The organism is Chryseobacterium sp. CH21, from assembly GCF_004119445.1.
Classification (GTDB): Bacteria; Bacteroidota; Bacteroidia; order Flavobacteriales; family Weeksellaceae; genus Chryseobacterium.
Map to the genome: position 1 here is coordinate 120357 of NZ_QICI01000092.1, position 17067 is coordinate 137423.

16 protein-coding genes are annotated in these 17067 nt (G+C 36.0%); 7 read left to right on the forward strand and 9 right to left on the reverse strand.

All coding sequences use genetic code 11. The features are described 5' to 3' along the window. Positions 1 to 25: 25 nt before the first annotated feature. From BOQ62_RS19705 to BOQ62_RS19720, 4 genes are all read right to left on the reverse strand, one after another. Positions 26 to 2020, reverse strand: a complete 1995-nt coding sequence (locus tag BOQ62_RS19705) for a KUP/HAK/KT family potassium transporter (protein ID WP_129042091.1) — start codon at positions 2018 to 2020, stop codon at positions 26 to 28. 113 nt (positions 2021 to 2133) lie between these two features. After that, a complete protein-coding gene (locus tag BOQ62_RS19710) occupies positions 2134 to 3114 on the reverse strand; it encodes a pyruvate dehydrogenase complex E1 component subunit beta (protein ID WP_034696867.1) in 981 nt (326 codons plus the stop codon). Between the two features lie 235 nt (positions 3115 to 3349). Beyond that, the gene (locus BOQ62_RS19715; protein WP_129042092.1) at positions 3350 to 3769 is read right to left on the reverse strand and encodes a DUF2147 domain-containing protein; all 420 of its coding nucleotides are present in this window, start codon (positions 3767 to 3769) and stop codon (positions 3350 to 3352) included. Between the two features lie 151 nt (positions 3770 to 3920). After that, positions 3921 to 5849, reverse strand: a complete 1929-nt coding sequence (locus tag BOQ62_RS19720) for an LTA synthase family protein (RefSeq protein WP_129042093.1) — start codon at positions 5847 to 5849, stop codon at positions 3921 to 3923. Between the two features lie 89 nt (positions 5850 to 5938). Between BOQ62_RS19720 and BOQ62_RS19725 the strand changes: the two genes are divergently transcribed. From BOQ62_RS19725 to BOQ62_RS19745, 5 genes are all read left to right on the forward strand, one after another. Further along, positions 5939 to 6652, forward strand: a complete 714-nt coding sequence (locus BOQ62_RS19725; protein ID WP_129042094.1) for a CDP-alcohol phosphatidyltransferase family protein — start codon at positions 5939 to 5941, stop codon at positions 6650 to 6652. Between the two features lie 41 nt (positions 6653 to 6693). Then, a complete protein-coding gene (locus BOQ62_RS19730; protein ID WP_129042095.1) occupies positions 6694 to 7458 on the forward strand; it encodes a 3'-5' exonuclease in 765 nt (254 codons plus the stop codon). A 2-nt stretch (positions 7459 to 7460) separates the two neighbouring features. Next, the gene (locus BOQ62_RS19735) at positions 7461 to 7865 is read left to right on the forward strand and encodes a DUF2007 domain-containing protein (protein WP_129042096.1); all 405 of its coding nucleotides are present in this window, start codon (positions 7461 to 7463) and stop codon (positions 7863 to 7865) included. A gap of 73 nt (positions 7866 to 7938) precedes the next feature. Continuing rightward, positions 7939 to 8544, forward strand: coding sequence for a fumarylacetoacetate hydrolase family protein (locus BOQ62_RS19740; RefSeq protein ID WP_129042097.1), 606 nt, complete (start codon positions 7939 to 7941; stop codon positions 8542 to 8544). A 59-nt stretch (positions 8545 to 8603) separates the two neighbouring features. Beyond that, entirely contained in the window at positions 8604 to 9041 is a 438-nt protein-coding gene (locus tag BOQ62_RS19745) for a universal stress protein (RefSeq protein WP_129042098.1), read from the forward strand. A gap of 84 nt (positions 9042 to 9125) precedes the next feature. On the opposite strand, the gene BOQ62_RS19750 is transcribed toward BOQ62_RS19745, so the two are convergent. Next, positions 9126 to 9359 carry a DUF6341 family protein gene (locus BOQ62_RS19750; protein ID WP_034696859.1) on the reverse strand — a complete coding sequence of 78 codons (234 nt, stop codon included), beginning with the start codon at positions 9357 to 9359 and terminating at the stop codon, positions 9126 to 9128. A gap of 42 nt (positions 9360 to 9401) precedes the next feature. On the opposite strand from BOQ62_RS19750, the gene BOQ62_RS19755 reads away from it, so the two are divergent. Continuing rightward, on the forward strand, positions 9402 to 10307 hold the full coding sequence (locus tag BOQ62_RS19755) for a DUF6427 family protein (RefSeq protein WP_129042099.1): 906 nt from the start codon (positions 9402 to 9404) through the stop codon (positions 10305 to 10307). Positions 10308 to 10313: 6 nt separating this feature from the next. Continuing rightward, positions 10314 to 10898 (forward strand): DUF3109 family protein, encoded by a 585-nt coding sequence (locus BOQ62_RS19760; RefSeq protein ID WP_129042100.1) that lies wholly within the window; start codon positions 10314 to 10316, stop codon positions 10896 to 10898. Between the two features lie 74 nt (positions 10899 to 10972). On the opposite strand, the gene BOQ62_RS19765 is transcribed toward BOQ62_RS19760, so the two are convergent. From BOQ62_RS19765 to BOQ62_RS19780, 4 genes are all read right to left on the reverse strand, one after another. Then, positions 10973 to 13819 carry a M16 family metallopeptidase gene (locus BOQ62_RS19765; RefSeq protein ID WP_129042101.1) on the reverse strand — a complete coding sequence of 949 codons (2847 nt, stop codon included), beginning with the start codon at positions 13817 to 13819 and terminating at the stop codon, positions 10973 to 10975. A 315-nt stretch (positions 13820 to 14134) separates the two neighbouring features. Continuing rightward, positions 14135 to 14821: a hypothetical protein gene (locus tag BOQ62_RS19770; protein WP_129042102.1), complete on the reverse strand. Its 687-nt coding sequence runs from the start codon at positions 14819 to 14821 to the stop codon at positions 14135 to 14137. Between the two features lie 172 nt (positions 14822 to 14993). Further along, complete coding sequence (locus BOQ62_RS19775; protein ID WP_129042103.1) at positions 14994 to 16328, reverse strand: trigger factor; 1335 nt, start codon at positions 16326 to 16328, stop codon at positions 14994 to 14996. A 139-nt stretch (positions 16329 to 16467) separates the two neighbouring features. Then, positions 16468 to 17052, reverse strand: a complete 585-nt coding sequence (locus BOQ62_RS19780; protein WP_129042104.1) for a hypothetical protein — start codon at positions 17050 to 17052, stop codon at positions 16468 to 16470. Between the last annotated feature and the right edge of the window lie 15 nt (positions 17053 to 17067).

The window sequence follows — 17067 nt, forward strand, 5'->3', positions numbered from 1 at the left end:
AGATAGTATGGTTACTGCTAGTAGGTTAAGAGTTGTGACGGAAATATCCGGACTGCTCGATCTTATTATCGTAAACTGTTAATTCTGTGATCGGCGCAGATTCCACTTCAACGTTATGAGAAGATACTCCCCAAGCTTTAAAGTCATCACTTCCGATATACTTCACAAAGTTGTAAATGTTAAGAATAATCTTTTGTTTAACAGTTAAAAGTATATCGTTGATATAAGTATTATCTATGATTACATATTTAAGATCCGGCGGTATTTCATGAGCTCTTAAAGAAGGATGGCTGCTTCTTGAAGGAATGGTTCCATCTGCCATTAAATCTTTAAGGACCATATTGAAATAATCGTTGATTCTTCTGTCTACTTTGAATCCTAAAAGGAAATTGATTTTGTACACAGTACCCGGAAGAATTTCGTCTACCGTATATTTGAAAGTATATGGATCCTCTTGATTTACGATGCTCAGGATGAAATAATGATCTGCTCTTTTCGGCTGTTTTTTGATGATAGAATAGATAATTTTAGATTCTACTTCATCATTTCTTTTTGCTCGGCTCAGATATGCAAGGTTGGTAGCATATTTCGGGATTGTTTCATCCAGCTTCATGTCTTTAAGGATAGACACATACTTTTCAATTTTTACAAACTGAATAAATCTTGTTTTGATCAATCGTCCATTATACCATGCATACATAGAAAGTCCGATAGAACCAGCTAGTACGACAGTAATCCATCCACCTTCCATGAATTTGATAATATTGGCGCTGAAGAAACCTAATTCGATAGCCATATATACTAGCGCAAAAACCAAAATCAGTACTTTGCTCACTCTATGTTTCAGCAACCAGAACACCAGCAGGACGGTTGTCATCAACATGGTTACAGTAATGGAAAGACCATATGCGGCTTCCATTTTTCCTGACTCTCTGAAGTGAAGAACAACAATGATACACAAGATAAGAAGTCCCCAATTGATTCTTGGGATATACATCTGTCCTTTAACTCCGGAAGGATAATCAATTTTCTGATTCGGCCAAAGGTTAAGAGACATTGCTTCTGAGAATATGGTGAAAGAACCTGTAATCAATGCCTGGCTGGCAATAATTGCCGCTGCTGTTGCTAAAATTACTCCCGGAATAATCATCCATTCTTCCATGATTCCAAAGAAAGGATTTACTACGGAGAAGCCAGGTTTGTTGTAATTGGTCAAAAGCCATGCACCTTGTCCAAGGTAATTAAGAATAAGCATAATCTTAACGAATGCCCAGCTTACTCTGATATTTTTAGCGCCACAGTGCCCTAAATCTGAATAAAGAGCTTCAGCCCCAGTTGTACAAAGGAAAACAGCTCCTAAAATCACAATGGCACTCGGTGAGTTGACAATAAGTTTATAAGCATAATATGGATTGAAAGATCTTAAAATCTCAAAATTCTCGCTCAAATGCATTACTCCCAAACCTCCTAATACCAGAAACCAAACTACCATCACCGGACCAAAAAACTTTCCGATAAAGCTGGTTCCGAACTGCTGTACCACAAAAATAACAATCAGAATTCCGATGGTAATGGGAACAACGGGCGTGTGGGGGTTATAAATTTCAAGACCTTCAATGGCTGACATTACCGTCAGTGAGGGTGTAATTACTCCGTCTGCAATAAGGGCTGCTGCACCCACAATTGCAATGAGATACAACCATCCTTTTTTGAGGTTTCTTACTAATGAAAACAAGGCCAGGATTCCTCCTTCACCTTTGTTATCTGCTCTAAGGGCAATGATCACATATTTGATTGTGGTCTGAAGGGTAAGGGTCCAAATAATACAGGAGAGCGCACCCTCTATGTATTCATTGAAAGGCATATTGCTCCCTTGGGATCTTGCATTCACAATTGCTTTCATTACGTAAAGCGGAGAGGTACCAATATCTCCAAAAACAATTCCTAGAGACACTAAAACTCCTATAAAGGAAAGTTTTTTTATGTCGAAGTGGTAGCCATCTTCTGTAACTTCTGCCATATCAGCTTAATTATTTTAAAGGCGCAAATTTATACTAAATTTATGACGTCAAGAATTTTTCTTCATGAATATAATAAATGAAAAAACTTCCTTTCGGAAGTTTTTCTCTATTACTATTTTACGTACATCGCTTTTTTGATTTCCTCTTTTACTTTTTCAAGCTTAGGGAACCATTCTGCAAACAATGCTGCAGAGTAAGGTGCAGGTGCATCAGGAGTGGTAATTCTCTTGATAGGAGCATCTAAATAGTCAAATGCTTTTTGCTGTACCATATAAGTAATTTCAGAAGATATAGAGGCAAACGGCCAAGCTTCTTCTAAAATAACCAACCTGTTTGTTTTCTTAACAGAAGCTAAAACAGTATCAAAATCCAAAGGACGAACTGTTCTAAGGTCGATAACTTCTACAGAGATTCCTTCTTTTGCCATATCTTCAGCAGCCTGTAAAGCTAACTTCATGATTTTACCGAAAGAAACTAAAGTAACGTCTGTACCTTCTCTCTTAATATCTGCTTTCCCTAATGGTAAGTAGTATTCTTCTTCAGGAATTTCCATTTTATCTCCATACATCTGCTCAGATTCCATGAAAATAACAGGGTCATTATCCTGAATTGCAGTTTTCAATAATCCTTTCGCATCGTAAGGATTTGAAGGAACCACTACTTTAAGACCAGGAATGTTTGCAAACCAGTTTTCAAAAGCCTGAGAATGGGTAGCTCCCAATTGACCTGCAGAAGCAGTAGGACCACGGAAAACGATTGGACAATTCCACTGTCCACCACTCATCTGACGGATTTTTGCAGCATTATTGATAATCTGATCAATTCCTACCAATGAGAAATTGAATGTCATATACTCTACAATTGGTCTGTTACCATTCATCGCAGCACCCACAGCAATTCCTGTAAAACCAAGTTCTGCAATTGGGGTATCGATTACTCTTTTAGGACCAAACTCATCCAGCATTCCTTTTGAAGCTTTATATGCACCATTATATTCTGCAACTTCCTCCCCCATTAAAAAGATGGATTCGTCTTTACGCATTTCCTCGCTCATTGCCTGTGCAATTACCTCACGAAAAGTATATTCTGCCATATTTATTCGAAAAATTTAGACTACAAAAATAGTGTTTTTTTATTATACACATAATAAAAAGGCTCTTCATTTCAACAGGAAGTCATAATATTAAGTGTATTTAAAATGAATTTTCCTGCTTTCTGCTTGCTTCCTGTGGCTTTTCCAAGTTCTGGAGAATTTACAGAGAATTTTTATCTACAAAAAATGACATCCCATATCTGAGATGTCATCTAAAATTCTATTTAAACGTATATTAATTAGCTTTCTCCCAAACCTGGGTTCTTCCTAATAAAGATAATCCCAAGTAACCTCTTACGTTCAGTTTATCACCGCTTCTTGTAATGGTACACTTGTATGTTTTTCCTGTTTTAGGATCAGTAATTGTTCCTCCGGTGAACTCATCACCATCTTTTTTCAATCCTCTGATGATTTCCAATCCTAAAATTGGTTTTCCTTTTCTGTCATCTTTACAAGCTGTACAGTTAGGATCAGCAGGTTTTATCAATAACTGAGAAACTTTACCATAGTATTTCCCGTCTGACTTTTTGTACACTTCAACAATAGATTTCGCCTGTTTTGTCTCATCATCTATAGTCTTCCACTTACCTTCTATCTGCGCAAATGTAAGCACACCGCAAAAAGAAAGTGCGAATGTTAACAATAATTTTTTCATATTTTTTATAGTTTTAATTTAATTACAATATTCTTATCTACGTATTGATAAAAATATAAATTAATTTTCAACGAACAAAAAATTTTGTTATACAAAGCATAAAGAGGTAAAGAAAGACAATAAAGCCAATTCAAAACTTACCTTTTCAACCTTAATAAAGCTTCCTGTTAATCACCCTGTCCATATAATCCTGATACCATGCTTTCGCCGTTTTCTTTCCGGCTTCCACTTCAGGGTTTTTAACTTCATTCATGATATTTTTTTCAAGGCTAAGATCAGATTTATCATATACTCCAATAATTTCCTTACCATCAAAGCGGTAAATATAATTTCCGATCATGAACTGATCTGTACTTCCATCTGAATTGACTACAAGAAAAGGATATTTTTTGTCACTTACTAAACTTCTCCCCCAGCTTCTGATAGGTTTGTTATATCCGATAAGGTCTGCCAGTGTAGGATAGATATCAGCCTGCTGTGCAATTTCCTGGCTCACTCCTTTTAGCTGATAAGCAGGATTCGGAGAATAGAAAACTAATGGAACAGCATAATGATTCATCGCTCTTTCATATTCAGGGTAATATACCTGATTGGTATGATCTCCTGTGAAAACAAAGATGGTGTTATTGTACCAAGGCTGTTTTTTAGCAGTTTCAAAATATTTTTTAATCGCATAATCGGTATACTGTATCGGTTCATGCATCTGTATTTTTCCTTTTTTAAATTTCCCGTTGTATTTTTCAGGGATTTTAAAAGGGTGATGTGAGGAAGCGGTAAATACAGTCGTCATAAAAGGTTGTTTCTTTCCTACATTTTTAGCAAAATACTGTAAGAAGGGCTCGTCCCAGATGGCCCACATGCCATCAAAGTCTTCATCATGGTTATATTCTGTTTTTCCAAAATAATGTTTAAATCCTAAAATATTTCCAAATCCAAGGAATCCCATCGAACCATTCGGTGCTCCATGATAAAAAGAAGTATCATAGCCCAGATCATTACACACGGAAACAATGGACTGAATTTTCTGGTTGGAATATGGAGATCCCGTAAATGCATCAGTAAGACTCGGAATCCCCGCCAATACACTGCTCATCCCATGAATTGACTGTCTTCCATTCGCAAAAGTATTGGGAAAAATAAGACTTTGCCCAGCCAGACTATCCATAAATGGGGTGTATGAAACGTAGTCTTTGATATTTTTATCTTTATTAAATGCTCCGGAATATTCTCTCCCGAAAGATTCTACAATGAAAATAACAATATTGGGGCGGTTTTCCACCTTTCTATCGTATACTTTATAAGGATGCACGTTGTCTTCAATATATTTTTCATCTACGAAATGCACTTCCTTAAAGTTATTGGTATTTAAAGTTCTGAAAAAGGAGAATGTACTGTTGAGCACTATATTTCCCTGAAGCGGATTGGCTACAAAACGGGTAGCATCTACCATATTAATAGGTCTTGTGCTATGTTTGAAATCTCCTCTGATCCCTCCCACAACCAGCACTGCAGTAATACATAGAGTAATAATGGAAGTCAGAAAATAAGGGATCAGCTTCGAAGGCTTCACATCCTCTACTGTTACTCTTTTGTAAAGGAAAACCCAAAGGATCATCAAAACGATATACCAAATAAGTACAAAAGGATGTTCTCCGACAGAGATCATCAATGTTTTGGAAACATTAGATTCATGCTCTGCTACCTGAAATACTGCCGAAGTAAGCCTTGCCTGTGCAAATTTATAGTAAATAAAATCGCCGAAATTCATCGCATAAGCAATCCCGTTGGTAATGAAATAAAGCCAGAAAAGAATTTGTTGAAAAACTTTCTTGGTATTGATTACTAACGGCAATAAACTAAGGAGTATGAATAAGGCATTCACATACAAAATAGCTGTGGTATCGAAAGCCGTACCATGGAAAGCCAGCTTTATGTATTCTGAAACAGAGTCAACTTTAATCAGATCTTTATTAAAAAACCAGAATAAAAGCCTGGCAACCTGATAAAAAACATAGGCCAGAAAAATTCTGTAAACGAGCGCCAGAACTTCCTGTTTTCTCAATCCTTTTAAAAATTTCATGAGGCAAATTTACATCAAAATCACTTTAATGCATTTTTTAGTTCAGATTATTTTGAGTTAGAATTTTTAAAAACTGTAATTTTGTGTCTATGAATTTTATAAAAAATAATCTGGCCAATGCCTTAACCCTGGCTAACTTATTTGCAGGCTGTGTAGGTGCAATACATCTAATTTTAGGAGATTATCAGACTACAGCGATCTGCCTTATTCTCTCTTCGATTTTTGATTTCTTTGACGGCTTTGTAGCCAGAGCAGTAAAATCAAACTCCAATCTGGGGCTTCAGCTGGACTCTCTTGCAGATATGGTTAGTTTTGGAGTGATCCCGGGGCTTACCATGTATAAAGCACTGGAACCATTTGGTCCTGAGCTGCTTGGAATTCACTTTCCGTTTGAGATCAAGTATCTTGGATTAATTGTTACTATATTTTCCTGCCTGAGACTGGCGATCTTCAATCTAGATGAAGAACAGCGTTATTATTTTAAAGGATTGAATACCCCTACCAATACTGTTTTGTTGTTTGGCCTCTATTATGCATTTAAAGAAACAGGAACTTTTGACTTTTTATTCAATAATGAACTGCTATTGGTTCTGTTGACTCTTCTTACTTCGTGGCTTCTGATCAGTCCGATTAAGATGATGGCGATGAAATTCAAATCCAAACAATTAAAAGACAACTATCCTAAGGTAGTATTATTGGTGGGAGGAATCGCTATTCTTGCGATATTCCAGATTGTTGGAATTCCTATGCTTGTTATTTATTATATATTGGTGTCTCTTATTTTTCAGGGACAATTAAAATAATTTATTTAAATAAAACACACTTCAAATTATTAATCATCAACATGAATTTAAAACTCCATAAACCACTGTGCATTTTTGACCTGGAAACTACAGGAACCAATATCGGAAAAGACAGAATCGTTGAGATCTGTATCTTAAAAGTAAATCCAGATGCTTCCAGAGAAAGCAAAACATGGCGTGTAAACCCGGAAATGCTTATTCCTAAAGAAAGCAGTGAGATCCATGGGATCTATGACGAAGATGTAAAAGATGCTCCTACCTTCAGGGATATTGCTTCTAAAGTAATGGAAATGATTACCGGAAGTGATTTGGGAGGATTTAATTCCAACCGATTTGATGTTCCGCTTTTGGCAGAAGAACTTTTAAGAGTAGGAATGGATTTTGATCTGAGTAAATTCAGACTGGTAGATGCACAGACTATTTTCCATAAAAAGGAACCTAGAAATTTAGGGGCAGCTTATCAGTTTTACTGTGGAAAAACATTGGAAAATGCACACTCTGCGGAAGCTGATGTAATGGCAACTTTTGAAGTTCTGGATGCTCAGGTAGGAAAATACGATGATATCCCGAACGAAATAGCACCACTGAGTGAATTTACATTCCATAACAAGAATGCAGATCTTGCCGGATTTATCGGATTTAACGAGAAAATGGAAGAGGTTTTCAACTTTGGAAAATATAAAGGCCAGGGAGTGAAAGCGGTATTTCAAAAAGATTTAGGATATTTCGGATGGCTTCAGAATGCTGATTTTCCGTTGTATACTAAAAAAGTTTTTACAAAGATTCAACTATCAAGCAGATTTTAAAAATGTCAGAACTTGTTCGTTTTAAATTTTATGAAACAGCCCTTGAAGCTAACAGGGATAAGCAGATACTTGCTGAAAACGGCATCAACAGCTTCATTGCGAATGAACAGCTGATTCAGTCGGATTGGCTTCTTTCACAGGCTGTAGGCGGTATACAACTTCAGGTCTTTGAAGATGATCAGGAAAAAGCTCAGCAGATTCTTCAGGATTACAAAGATAATGAGCAATATTCGCTGGAAGTAGAACATACTATTTCTGATCCTGAGTTTGATTTTGTCTGCCCGAAATGTGGTTCCAATCATATTTACAGGGATGACAGTGCCACCAGCTTCTTTGGAATTTCTTTTCTGACGAGTCACAAATTCAAATGTTATTATTGCGGGAATGAATTTACCCATGACCAATAGAAATTAACCTATCATCTAATAAAAGAGGGCTTCGTTCCTTACAATGACGAGGTCAAAAAAAATAAAAAGAGTTATGAAAATCATCTGCATAGGAAGAAACTACAGTGAGCATGCAAAAGAATTAGGAAATGAAATTCCTGAAAATCCTGTTATCTTTATGAAACCGGATACGGCAGTTCTAAAGGGAAATGATTTCTACATCCCTGAATTTTCAAATGATATTCACTACGAACTGGAAGTGGTATTAAAAATTTCCAAAGGAGGAAAATACATCCAGAAAGAATCTGCCAATAAACACTATGAAGAAATTGGTCTGGGAATAGATTTCACAGCCAGAGATCTTCAGAGTGAGCTAAAATCAAAGGGGCTTCCATGGGAGCTTGCCAAAGGTTTTGATGGTTCTGCTGTGGTGAGCAGTTTCTTCAAAAAAGAGAATTTCAGTCTTGCTAATCTTAAGTTTTCATTGTTAAAAAATAAAGAAAAGGTACAAGATGGCAATACCAAAGATATGATGTTCAATTTTGATGATATTATTGCTTTTGCTTCTCAGTATTTTACCTTAAGAGTGGGTGATCTTATTTTCACGGGAACTCCAAAAGGGGTTGGAAAGGTGGAAGAAAATGATATTCTGGAAGCTTATCTTGAAGAGGAAAAAATTCTTGATATCCGAATATTATAAGTATTTAACATCAAAGTCTGGTAAATTTTCCCTATCTTTAGGTAACAAAATTAGAGGTTATGATAAATATTGTATTACCCGTAGATTTTGAGGACAAGACAGACCAACTGGTAGACGGTGCCATAAAATTTGCAAAACAGCTTAACGGCAGAATTTACCTGATTCACGTAGCGCCATCAGATATTGGCTTTGCTATTGGTGATATGGGATTTCAATATTTTCCGGAAGTGGAAGCCAATGAAATACGAGAAGAGCTGGTACAGCTTAATAAAATTGAGCAGAGAATCATCGCTCATGATATTGACTGCGAGCATCTTTTAAAACAAGGGCTTGCCAAAGATATTATTCTGGAATATGCAAAGGCAAAAAATGCAGATTATATTGTGATGGGATCACATGGCAGAAGCGGAATTTATGATGTATTTGTGGGAAGCTTAACCAAAGGAATCACAAAAAGCTCAAGTATTCCTGTGCTGGTACTTCCAATTCACGACTAAGAAACAGAAAATTTTAATCGTTAGTAATAAAAAAACCGATCAAAGCATAATGTTTGATCGGTTTTTTACTATATAACCAATTAATTAACCTTCTTTTTTGTAGATGTTCGGATCATAGTAAGGATTCTTACCTTCCGTTGGAGAATAATAGTCTTTATCTTTGTCTCCACCTAGTGTAACCACCAGTACGTAGCACCAATAAGTAAATAGTACACAGCAAACTATAAATAGAATCCAGTTTAAAACATTTCCAAACGCATCAAAGAAACCGAAAGTCCATTTGAAAACTTTGCTTAAGAATAGAAAGAAAGACGTCATTATTTTCCTTTTTTAAATTAACTTTGTACAAATTTATAAAAAATGTTTAAATTACTTTCAAAAGAAAGCAATATTTTTTCAATTCCTGTTTATATTGGTTTTCTTCTTTTAGTAGTCATAATATTTAACATACTGAATTTCAACACTTACGAAGCTATAGTTGCCGGAATAACTTTTCTGGGAATTGCTTTGGGATATTTTTGTTTTCACAGTATTGCCCTTAATTATCAGACCCATCTGCCTTTATTCTTATATACTTTTTTCATTTTCGGGCTGTATCCCGGAAATCTGGATATAGGAATTGCCGTTTCGCTGCTTACAAACTCCTTTCTTATCCTACTTCTAACGAGTGCAGATGAAGATACCAGGAAAAGGTCATATGTTCTTGTAGGAGCTATTGTGGCCCTGAACTTTATTTTCCTTCCCACTACCTGGCCAATGGCTGTGTTTGTGATTATTCACGTGATTGCTACTTCTGCCAGAATTACATTGAATCTTTTCAGATTTCTTCTGGGAATTGTTTTGATTACATTCAGCTATTTTTCAGTGATGTATTTCGTTCAGTTTACTTCCTGGAACATCGATTATTTTCCTTTTGGAAAGATGAAACCGATAACGGATTATACGGAGCTTCTACCACTGATCCCTGTGGTTCTGATGCTTATCTATGCAGTATATGACCATTTTAAAAACTATAATAAGAAAAGTCCCATCAGCAGATACAAATATACTTTTCTGTTGGTCTTTTCGGTAGCACAGCTTATTTCCATCATTTTATATATGAATAAAAGCTATGAATATCTCTTGTTGCTGGCATTTCCTTCAAGTATTATTCTGAGCAGAATGATGAGATTTTTACCCAAATACTGGATGCGTGAAGCTGGTTTATGGCTTATTATTATTAGTTTACTTACCTTCAAAGCAGGTACAGTTTTTGATTTATTTTAAAAAATTATGATTCAGATAGACGATAAATTGATTTCTGAGGAAATTTTTTCCGAAGAATTTGTTTGCAACCTTACGAAATGTAAGGGGGCATGTTGTGTGGAAGGAGATGTAGGGGCTCCGTTGGATAAAAACGAGCTTGAGATATTGGACAGTATTTTTGATCAGATAAAACCTTACCTTACTCAGGAAGGAATCAAAGCCCTTGAAGAGCAGGGAACATGGACTACTGATCCGCACGACGGAATGTATGTTACTCCTATGGTGGAGGACCGCGAATGTGCTTATGTAACATTCGATGAAAAAGGAATTACCAAATGTGGTATTGAAAAAGCATACGAGGATGGTGCCGTGGACTGGCAAAAACCTATCTCCTGCCACCTTTACCCGATCCGTATTACGGAATACTCTGCTTTTACTGCATTGAATTATCACGAATGGAATGTATGCAGTGATGCCTGTACGCTTGGAAAAGAACTTCAGGTTCCTGTTTATAAGTTTTTAAAAACTCCATTAACGAGAAAGTACGGTGAAGAATTTTATACTGTTTTAAGCGAAGCTGCTGAAGAATGGAAAAAAGAATATGGTTCTTAACCGATCAGGATTTGAATTCAATAATAAAAAACCGCAGATTTCTCTGCGGTTTTCTTATTCTCTATATAAAAAGGTTAGTGGGCTAATGCTCCTGCTTTTTTAGTTTCATCTTTTTTAACCTTTTCCCAACCGTCTTCCGGCATCAGCGTCGCTACATTCTTTTCTTTTGTAAGGTATTTTTTAGCAACATCCTGAAGATCTTTTACGGTAAGTGCTTTTACTTTATCCGGGTAATTCAGTATATCATATTTATCGCTGCCGTCTAATTGGTTTTGGGCGATCCCCTGTAACCAGAATCCATTGTCTTTAAGACTTGTGTTGTATTCATTGTATTCTCCTTCTTTATATTTATCAAGGTCTTTTTGTTCGGGACCTTTATCTATCAATTTTTGTAATTCTGCAAGTGCACTTTTTGTAAGCCTATCTGCATTTTCAGGGCCACAAGGAAAATTAATTGTAAAATCATAGGCACTATATGGAATTTTCATGAAGCTTCCACTTGCTCCCCCTCCATAAATACCACTTTCATCTTCTCTTAATTTCTCAAGAATTTTAATGGTAGCAACTTCACCCAAAGCTGAAATTGCAAAGGCTTCTTTCTCATTATATGGAGTTTCTCCACTGTAAGAAATGGTTACAAGGCTCTTTGGTTCTTTTCCTTTTTTGTAAACCTTTATATATCCTCCCTCTATAGGTCTGTACCCTGTATCTTTGAAGGTAGATGATTTTCCTGTTGCAGGAAGTGATGCTATATACTGCAGAACTTCATTTTTAAGCTGTGTCTCATCTATGTTTCCTACAAAATAGAAGTGAAAATTTCCTGCATTGGCAAATTTCTCTTTGTAGATGTCGTATGCTTTTTTATAATCTGTACTCGTCCAATCTTTTTCTGTAGGTTCGAGACTGGTAAATCTTGGATTTTTCTGATTGATAAATTTGGAATATTCATTAGAAAAATAGTATTGTGGATCTGAGTCTACATTAGCCAGCATTGCAGATTTCTTTGCTTTATAAGCGTTAAATGCATCAGGGTTGTAATTCAAATCTGTGAAGCAAGCATACATCAATTCCATTGCTGTTTTCAGATCTTTCTTTGAACTCACTCCTGAAACTCCTTCTGTAGCCCCACCGATGTAAGGAGTTGCACTCACCTGCTTTCCTGCAAGATAATGGATAAGGTCTGTTTTGGAAAGTCCAGCTAAGCCAGCTTCCAGCAAAGCATCAAAGGCAAATTTTGTTTTATTATAATCAGCATCCGGAATAACAGATACTCCTCCCAGACTTACTGCCGAAAAGATAATTTCATCATCTTTAAAATCTGTTTTTTTGAAAGTAACCTTAGCTCCGTTGCTCAAGATCCAGGTTGTTGTTCCTAACTTAGCATCCGTTTCTGTTTTAGCTATTTTCGCTTCAGACTTGAATGGTTTTATTAAACTTTCAGCTTTAGCTTTTTCTTCATAGGGTTTAAGATCTGCCATTTTCACTGCATCAAACGTATTCAGAACCATTGCTTCAGTTGGCATCTTAATATTATCTTTTTTAGGACCTGTCATAATGATCACTCTACTGTCATCTTTTACCCGCTTTTTGATAATTTCATTTGTTTGTGATAGTTCTACAGTTGGAAGAACTTGTTTAAGATGCTCATACCCCCATGTTATTCCAGGCATTGGATCCTGTCTCAGAAAATTACCAATATATCCATCAACCAGTTCGCTGCTTTCGTACTTGTCTTTATTGTTATAGGCCCATTCGTAAGAAGAAAGCATTTGGTCTTTTGCTCTGTTCAATTCAGATTGTGTAAATCCGAATCTTTTGGCTCTTTCCACTTCTTCCAGTAAAACTTTCAGTGCATTCAGCTGATCACCGTCTTTTGTAGATGCTGATCCCTGAAATGCTTCTTTGCTTCTTGCATACGTTCCTCCGTGGTATACCGAGCCAGAAGTAAAGGGCGGTTTTGTGGAGTTAACCAACTCTGCCAATCTGCTATTCAACATGATATTCACAAGACCTTCGACAAGACTTTGATCATATTGCTGAATAGTGACATCGGGTTGGTAAGTTTCAGAATCTTTGATGATAAACTGTACTCCTGAACCTGTGGCATCAGGATCCGTCTCAATAGCTACTAGTGATTCTTTGTGATTCGGAAGGTCAAAGGATTTTCTTTCTTTAGGTTTTGAAGGATTTTTATATTTGCTGAAATTATCTTTGATTTTTTTCTCAATTTCATCTACATTAATGTCTCCTACTACTACAAGTGCCATCAGATCCGGTCTGTACCAATCCTGATGGAATTGTCTGATAAGATCAGGTTTGAAATTTTCCAGCACTTCTTTTTTCCCGATCGGAAGTCTTTCTGTATATTTTGATTTGTATAAAAGTTTTGGAAAATATTTATCCCTCATTCTCTTATCAGGTCCAAGACCTAATCTCAGTTCTTCCAACACCACTCCTCTTTCTTTATTGATGTGTTCGTCAGAAAGTGTGGCATTAAATGCCCAGTCTTCCATTACTTTCAGTCCGGCATCCAGATTTCCAGGTTTATCCAATGGAACAGGAAGCATGTAAACCGTTTCGTCAAAGCTGGTGTAAGCATTAAGGTGCTGACCGAATTTCACTCCTATAGATTGTAGAAAGTCTACTAATTTATTATCCGGAAAATTTTTGGTACCATTGAAGTTCATATGCTCCATAAAGTGAGCCAATCCTCTTTGATTTTCGTCTTCAAGAATAGATCCGGCATTGATTGCCAGACGAAATTCTACCTTTTTCTCTGGTAATGCATTTTTTTTGATGTAGTACTTCATTCCGTTGGAAAGGGTACCGATTCTTACGGACGGATCCACCGGAATGTTCTGTCCAAAAGTGTTTATAGACATCAAAAAGATGACTGAAAACGAAGATAATATTTTTCTCATTTACTTATTTTTTGACCTGTCAAAAATATAATTTCTCTCTACAACAGGGCTTTTATAACACGGTTAAATTCGAGTTAAAAAAACTAAATATTACAAAATCAAAACAATTTATTTCTTTTGTATTAGCTAAAGCCTCTTTTCATTAAAAACATTCGCTAATTACCTAAAATAAACGAATTAAAAACAAGCTCATTTTCTTTATTCAGTTAAAAATTGATGCTAATTTGATGATATCTTCTCCCCACCCAACAAAAAAGCCGTTGTAAAATACACCGGCTTTTTTATTTTGATTAAAAAACTTTAAAAAGTGATTTTTTATTTAAAATCAGCATCCGTAACTCCAGAGTTGATGACCACTTTTGTAGTTTTGATTGTCATTTTCTGGCCTCCGCCTTCAGCATCTACTTCAGCAGGAAACTGTAATCCGTCTACCGCCATATAGCTTTTGATTGTTGCTTTACCTTCTCCTGCATCCGTCTTATACAAAAGTCCGGTTCCGGCATCGAAATAGAATTTTCCTTTGTCAGAAGACAATACATTATAATCTTTTCCGTCCAGTTTTTCCGTAGATACCGTTTGGAAATTAGAAGCGTCAAAAGCTAAAGCATCAATTGGTTTCCCTTTTTTAAGCTCCGCAATTTTGTCAGCAGGGATGTCTGTTTTAGTTCCCATTTGATCAAAATATCCTTTCTCACCGTCAAAAAGCTGAATCATTTCTTTTCCCATGAAAGACTGTACAGACTTGAATTTATTTCCTAATTTTTTAGTGGTCATTTGAATTTCCATTCCCTGCACAGCAACCGTGTTATCAGTAATGGTAGATTTTACAGCATCCAATTTATCTTTTCCCCCTAATGCTTTGAAATAATTATCCACAACTTCTTTAGGTGTCAGTTTTGATTTTACAGCTTCTGTTTTAACAGTTGCAGCCGCTTTCTTCTGAGCTGCTGCCGGTACTGAAAAAAGTACAGCGCAGAAAAACGGAATGATGATCTTTTTCATATTTATAATAAAGTTTATTGGGTAAATATAGGAATATTGGCGGACATACGAATAAGTAATGAGCAATTAGTAATGAATGATCAATATGATAATTGATTGCTCTTTAGGATGGATATATAATAAAAAAACCGCCAAAAAATTGACGGTTTCAAATATTTATATCGGAGTATAATTATTTCTTAAGTTCTTCTAAAAATTCGTCGTGAGAAATTTTAGTTTCTTTTTTGCTCGCTTTTTCAAGAATTACATCTTTCAATTTAGCCATAGCTACTTCAGAAGAAATTTGTCTTACCTGCTCCTGGTCTTTCAACATTTCAACAGCATATTTTTGAACTTCTTCATCACCTAAGTGGTGGATTCCGTAGATTGCTAACTGGTTTTTCACCAACTGCTCAGCCTGAGCTAATACATCAGCATAGTCAAGGTTGATTTCGTTCTCAGTCATTAATTTACCTTCAATGATCTGATATTTCAATTGGTTTTTCTCAGCTTCAAGAATTTCCTGAGCCTGTGCTTCAGACTGAATATTCTGGTTAGAGAATAATAACCACTTCACAAGGAACGTTTCAGGAAGTTTTACTTCTTCTTTCTCAGTTACCTGTTCTAATACTTTATTCACAAAGTGAACATCAGCATTTTGTTGGAAATACTCATCTAATTCAGTTTTCACTTTATCTTTAAGCTCGTCTTCAGACTTGATGTTTCCTTCTCCGTATACTTTGTCGAATAAGTCCTGGTTAAGCTCAGCTAAGTTTAATGAATAGAAATCTTTTACTTTTACTTCTAATTCATTGTGGTGTAGGTGCTCAACTTCTTCTTTGCTGAATCCTAATTCCTTAGCTAATTCTTCGTCACCTGCAAGAGCTTCTTTCGTTACTTTTACAGAACCTTCCATTTTCAAACCTTTTACCAATTTGAAAGCTTCTTTGTTGTCAGCTGTAACGGTAAGGTTTTTTGGGTGGTGGTGGTGCTCTCCTTCAGCATCTTCTTCCACAACCTGAGAAACTTCTAAAGCAATGTAAGAATCTTTAGTGATTTTATCTTGAGGAACCTGCTCAGCGAAACGCTTCTGCATGTTTTCAATACTTTTGCTGATTTCTTTGTCAGAAGCTTCTACTTTGTAGTGAGGAGCTTCATATTTAGCTAAATCTATAGTGAATTCAGGCTCATATCCAACTTCGAAAGCAACTTCTAATTGATCAGCATTGTAATCTAATTCGTTTACTGGCTGAGGAACAGGCTGACCAACTAATCTTAGTTTGTTTTCATTAACATAGTTGTTTAAAGCATCAGAAACCTGTCTGTTGATTTCTTCAAATGCAATACCTGCTTCATATTGTTTTTTAACCATACTCAAAGGCACTTTCCCTTTTCTGAATCCAGGAACTTGCGCATTTTTAGCATAATTAATCAACTGCTTCTCTACTTTTTCTTTGTAGTCAGATTTTTCCAATGTTACTGTAAGCAATGCACTTACGTCATCATGGTTTTGTGCGGTAACCTTCATTATTGATTAAAATTTTAGGTTGCAAAAATATGAATTTTTTATGAAAATCACCCATTTAAAATCAACTTATAACGCCAAATATTGTTAAATAAAAAACCACCGGAGAATTCCAGTGGTCCAAACAAGATTAAAGGATATATTAATTAATAATATTATAGTTGGCCTGTGCATCTGTTTCTCCTCCTGTATGAGTTCCGTAGATTACTCCGTTTCCACTTACCGCAGAAGCTTCAGAAACTGTTACCGGCTCATGGAATAAGGTAAGAACCAGCTGACTAGGTGCTGAAGCATTTTTTACAGCAGTATTTACCACCCATTTTGTTTTCAGTCCAACACGGCTTCCATCTCCTCTTGTAGAGCTGGAGTCATCAGTACGGGTTAGTGTAATATCTGAGTTAGGGAAATTGTATACTAAGAAATGTTCATTTTTAGCCTCTATAATTTCCTGAGTGGCATCTTCGTCCCCATTTTTGAAAAGAACTTCTACATTATAAGTATGGCCGTTGATTAGTTTAACGTTAGGATTCGTAGTGCTGTTCACCTGATAGTCGTACACTACGGGAGTTCCTGTAGCAACATCTGTTACTCTTAAGAGAACATCCGAAAGTTCTTCCTGAGGAAGGTCATCTGCTTCATCGTCGCTTCTGTTACAAGATGTTAAGCTTAAAGCAACTGCGAAGAAAAGTCCTAAGATAAGAATAGTATTTTTAAAAATATTTTTCATGTTTTTGATTTTAAA

Excerpts from the sequence above, each read along its gene's own strand:
- BOQ62_RS19705 (WP_129042091.1), bottom strand. The coding sequence starts at position 2,020 with ATGGCAGAAGTTACAGAAGATGGCTACCACTTCGACATAAAAAAACTT.
- BOQ62_RS19710 (WP_034696867.1), bottom strand. The coding sequence starts at position 3,114 with ATGGCAGAATATACTTTTCGTGAGGTAATTGCACAGGCAATGAGCGAG.
- BOQ62_RS19715 (WP_129042092.1), bottom strand. The coding sequence starts at position 3,769 with ATGAAAAAATTATTGTTAACATTCGCACTTTCTTTTTGCGGTGTGCTT.
- BOQ62_RS19720 (WP_129042093.1), bottom strand. The coding sequence starts at position 5,849 with ATGAAATTTTTAAAAGGATTGAGAAAACAGGAAGTTCTGGCGCTCGTT.
- BOQ62_RS19725 (WP_129042094.1), top strand. The coding sequence starts at position 5,939 with ATGAATTTTATAAAAAATAATCTGGCCAATGCCTTAACCCTGGCTAAC.
- BOQ62_RS19730 (WP_129042095.1), top strand. The coding sequence starts at position 6,694 with ATGAATTTAAAACTCCATAAACCACTGTGCATTTTTGACCTGGAAACT.
- BOQ62_RS19735 (WP_129042096.1), top strand. The coding sequence starts at position 7,461 with ATGTCAGAACTTGTTCGTTTTAAATTTTATGAAACAGCCCTTGAAGCT.
- BOQ62_RS19740 (WP_129042097.1), top strand. The coding sequence starts at position 7,939 with ATGAAAATCATCTGCATAGGAAGAAACTACAGTGAGCATGCAAAAGAA.
- BOQ62_RS19745 (WP_129042098.1), top strand. The coding sequence starts at position 8,604 with ATGATAAATATTGTATTACCCGTAGATTTTGAGGACAAGACAGACCAA.
- BOQ62_RS19750 (WP_034696859.1), bottom strand. The coding sequence starts at position 9,359 with ATGACGTCTTTCTTTCTATTCTTAAGCAAAGTTTTCAAATGGACTTTC.
- BOQ62_RS19755 (WP_129042099.1), top strand. The coding sequence starts at position 9,402 with ATGTTTAAATTACTTTCAAAAGAAAGCAATATTTTTTCAATTCCTGTT.
- BOQ62_RS19760 (WP_129042100.1), top strand. The coding sequence starts at position 10,314 with ATGATTCAGATAGACGATAAATTGATTTCTGAGGAAATTTTTTCCGAA.
- BOQ62_RS19765 (WP_129042101.1), bottom strand. The coding sequence starts at position 13,819 with ATGAGAAAAATATTATCTTCGTTTTCAGTCATCTTTTTGATGTCTATA.
- BOQ62_RS19770 (WP_129042102.1), bottom strand. The coding sequence starts at position 14,821 with ATGAAAAAGATCATCATTCCGTTTTTCTGCGCTGTACTTTTTTCAGTA.
- BOQ62_RS19775 (WP_129042103.1), bottom strand. The coding sequence starts at position 16,328 with ATGAAGGTTACCGCACAAAACCATGATGACGTAAGTGCATTGCTTACA.
- BOQ62_RS19780 (WP_129042104.1), bottom strand. The coding sequence starts at position 17,052 with ATGAAAAATATTTTTAAAAATACTATTCTTATCTTAGGACTTTTCTTC.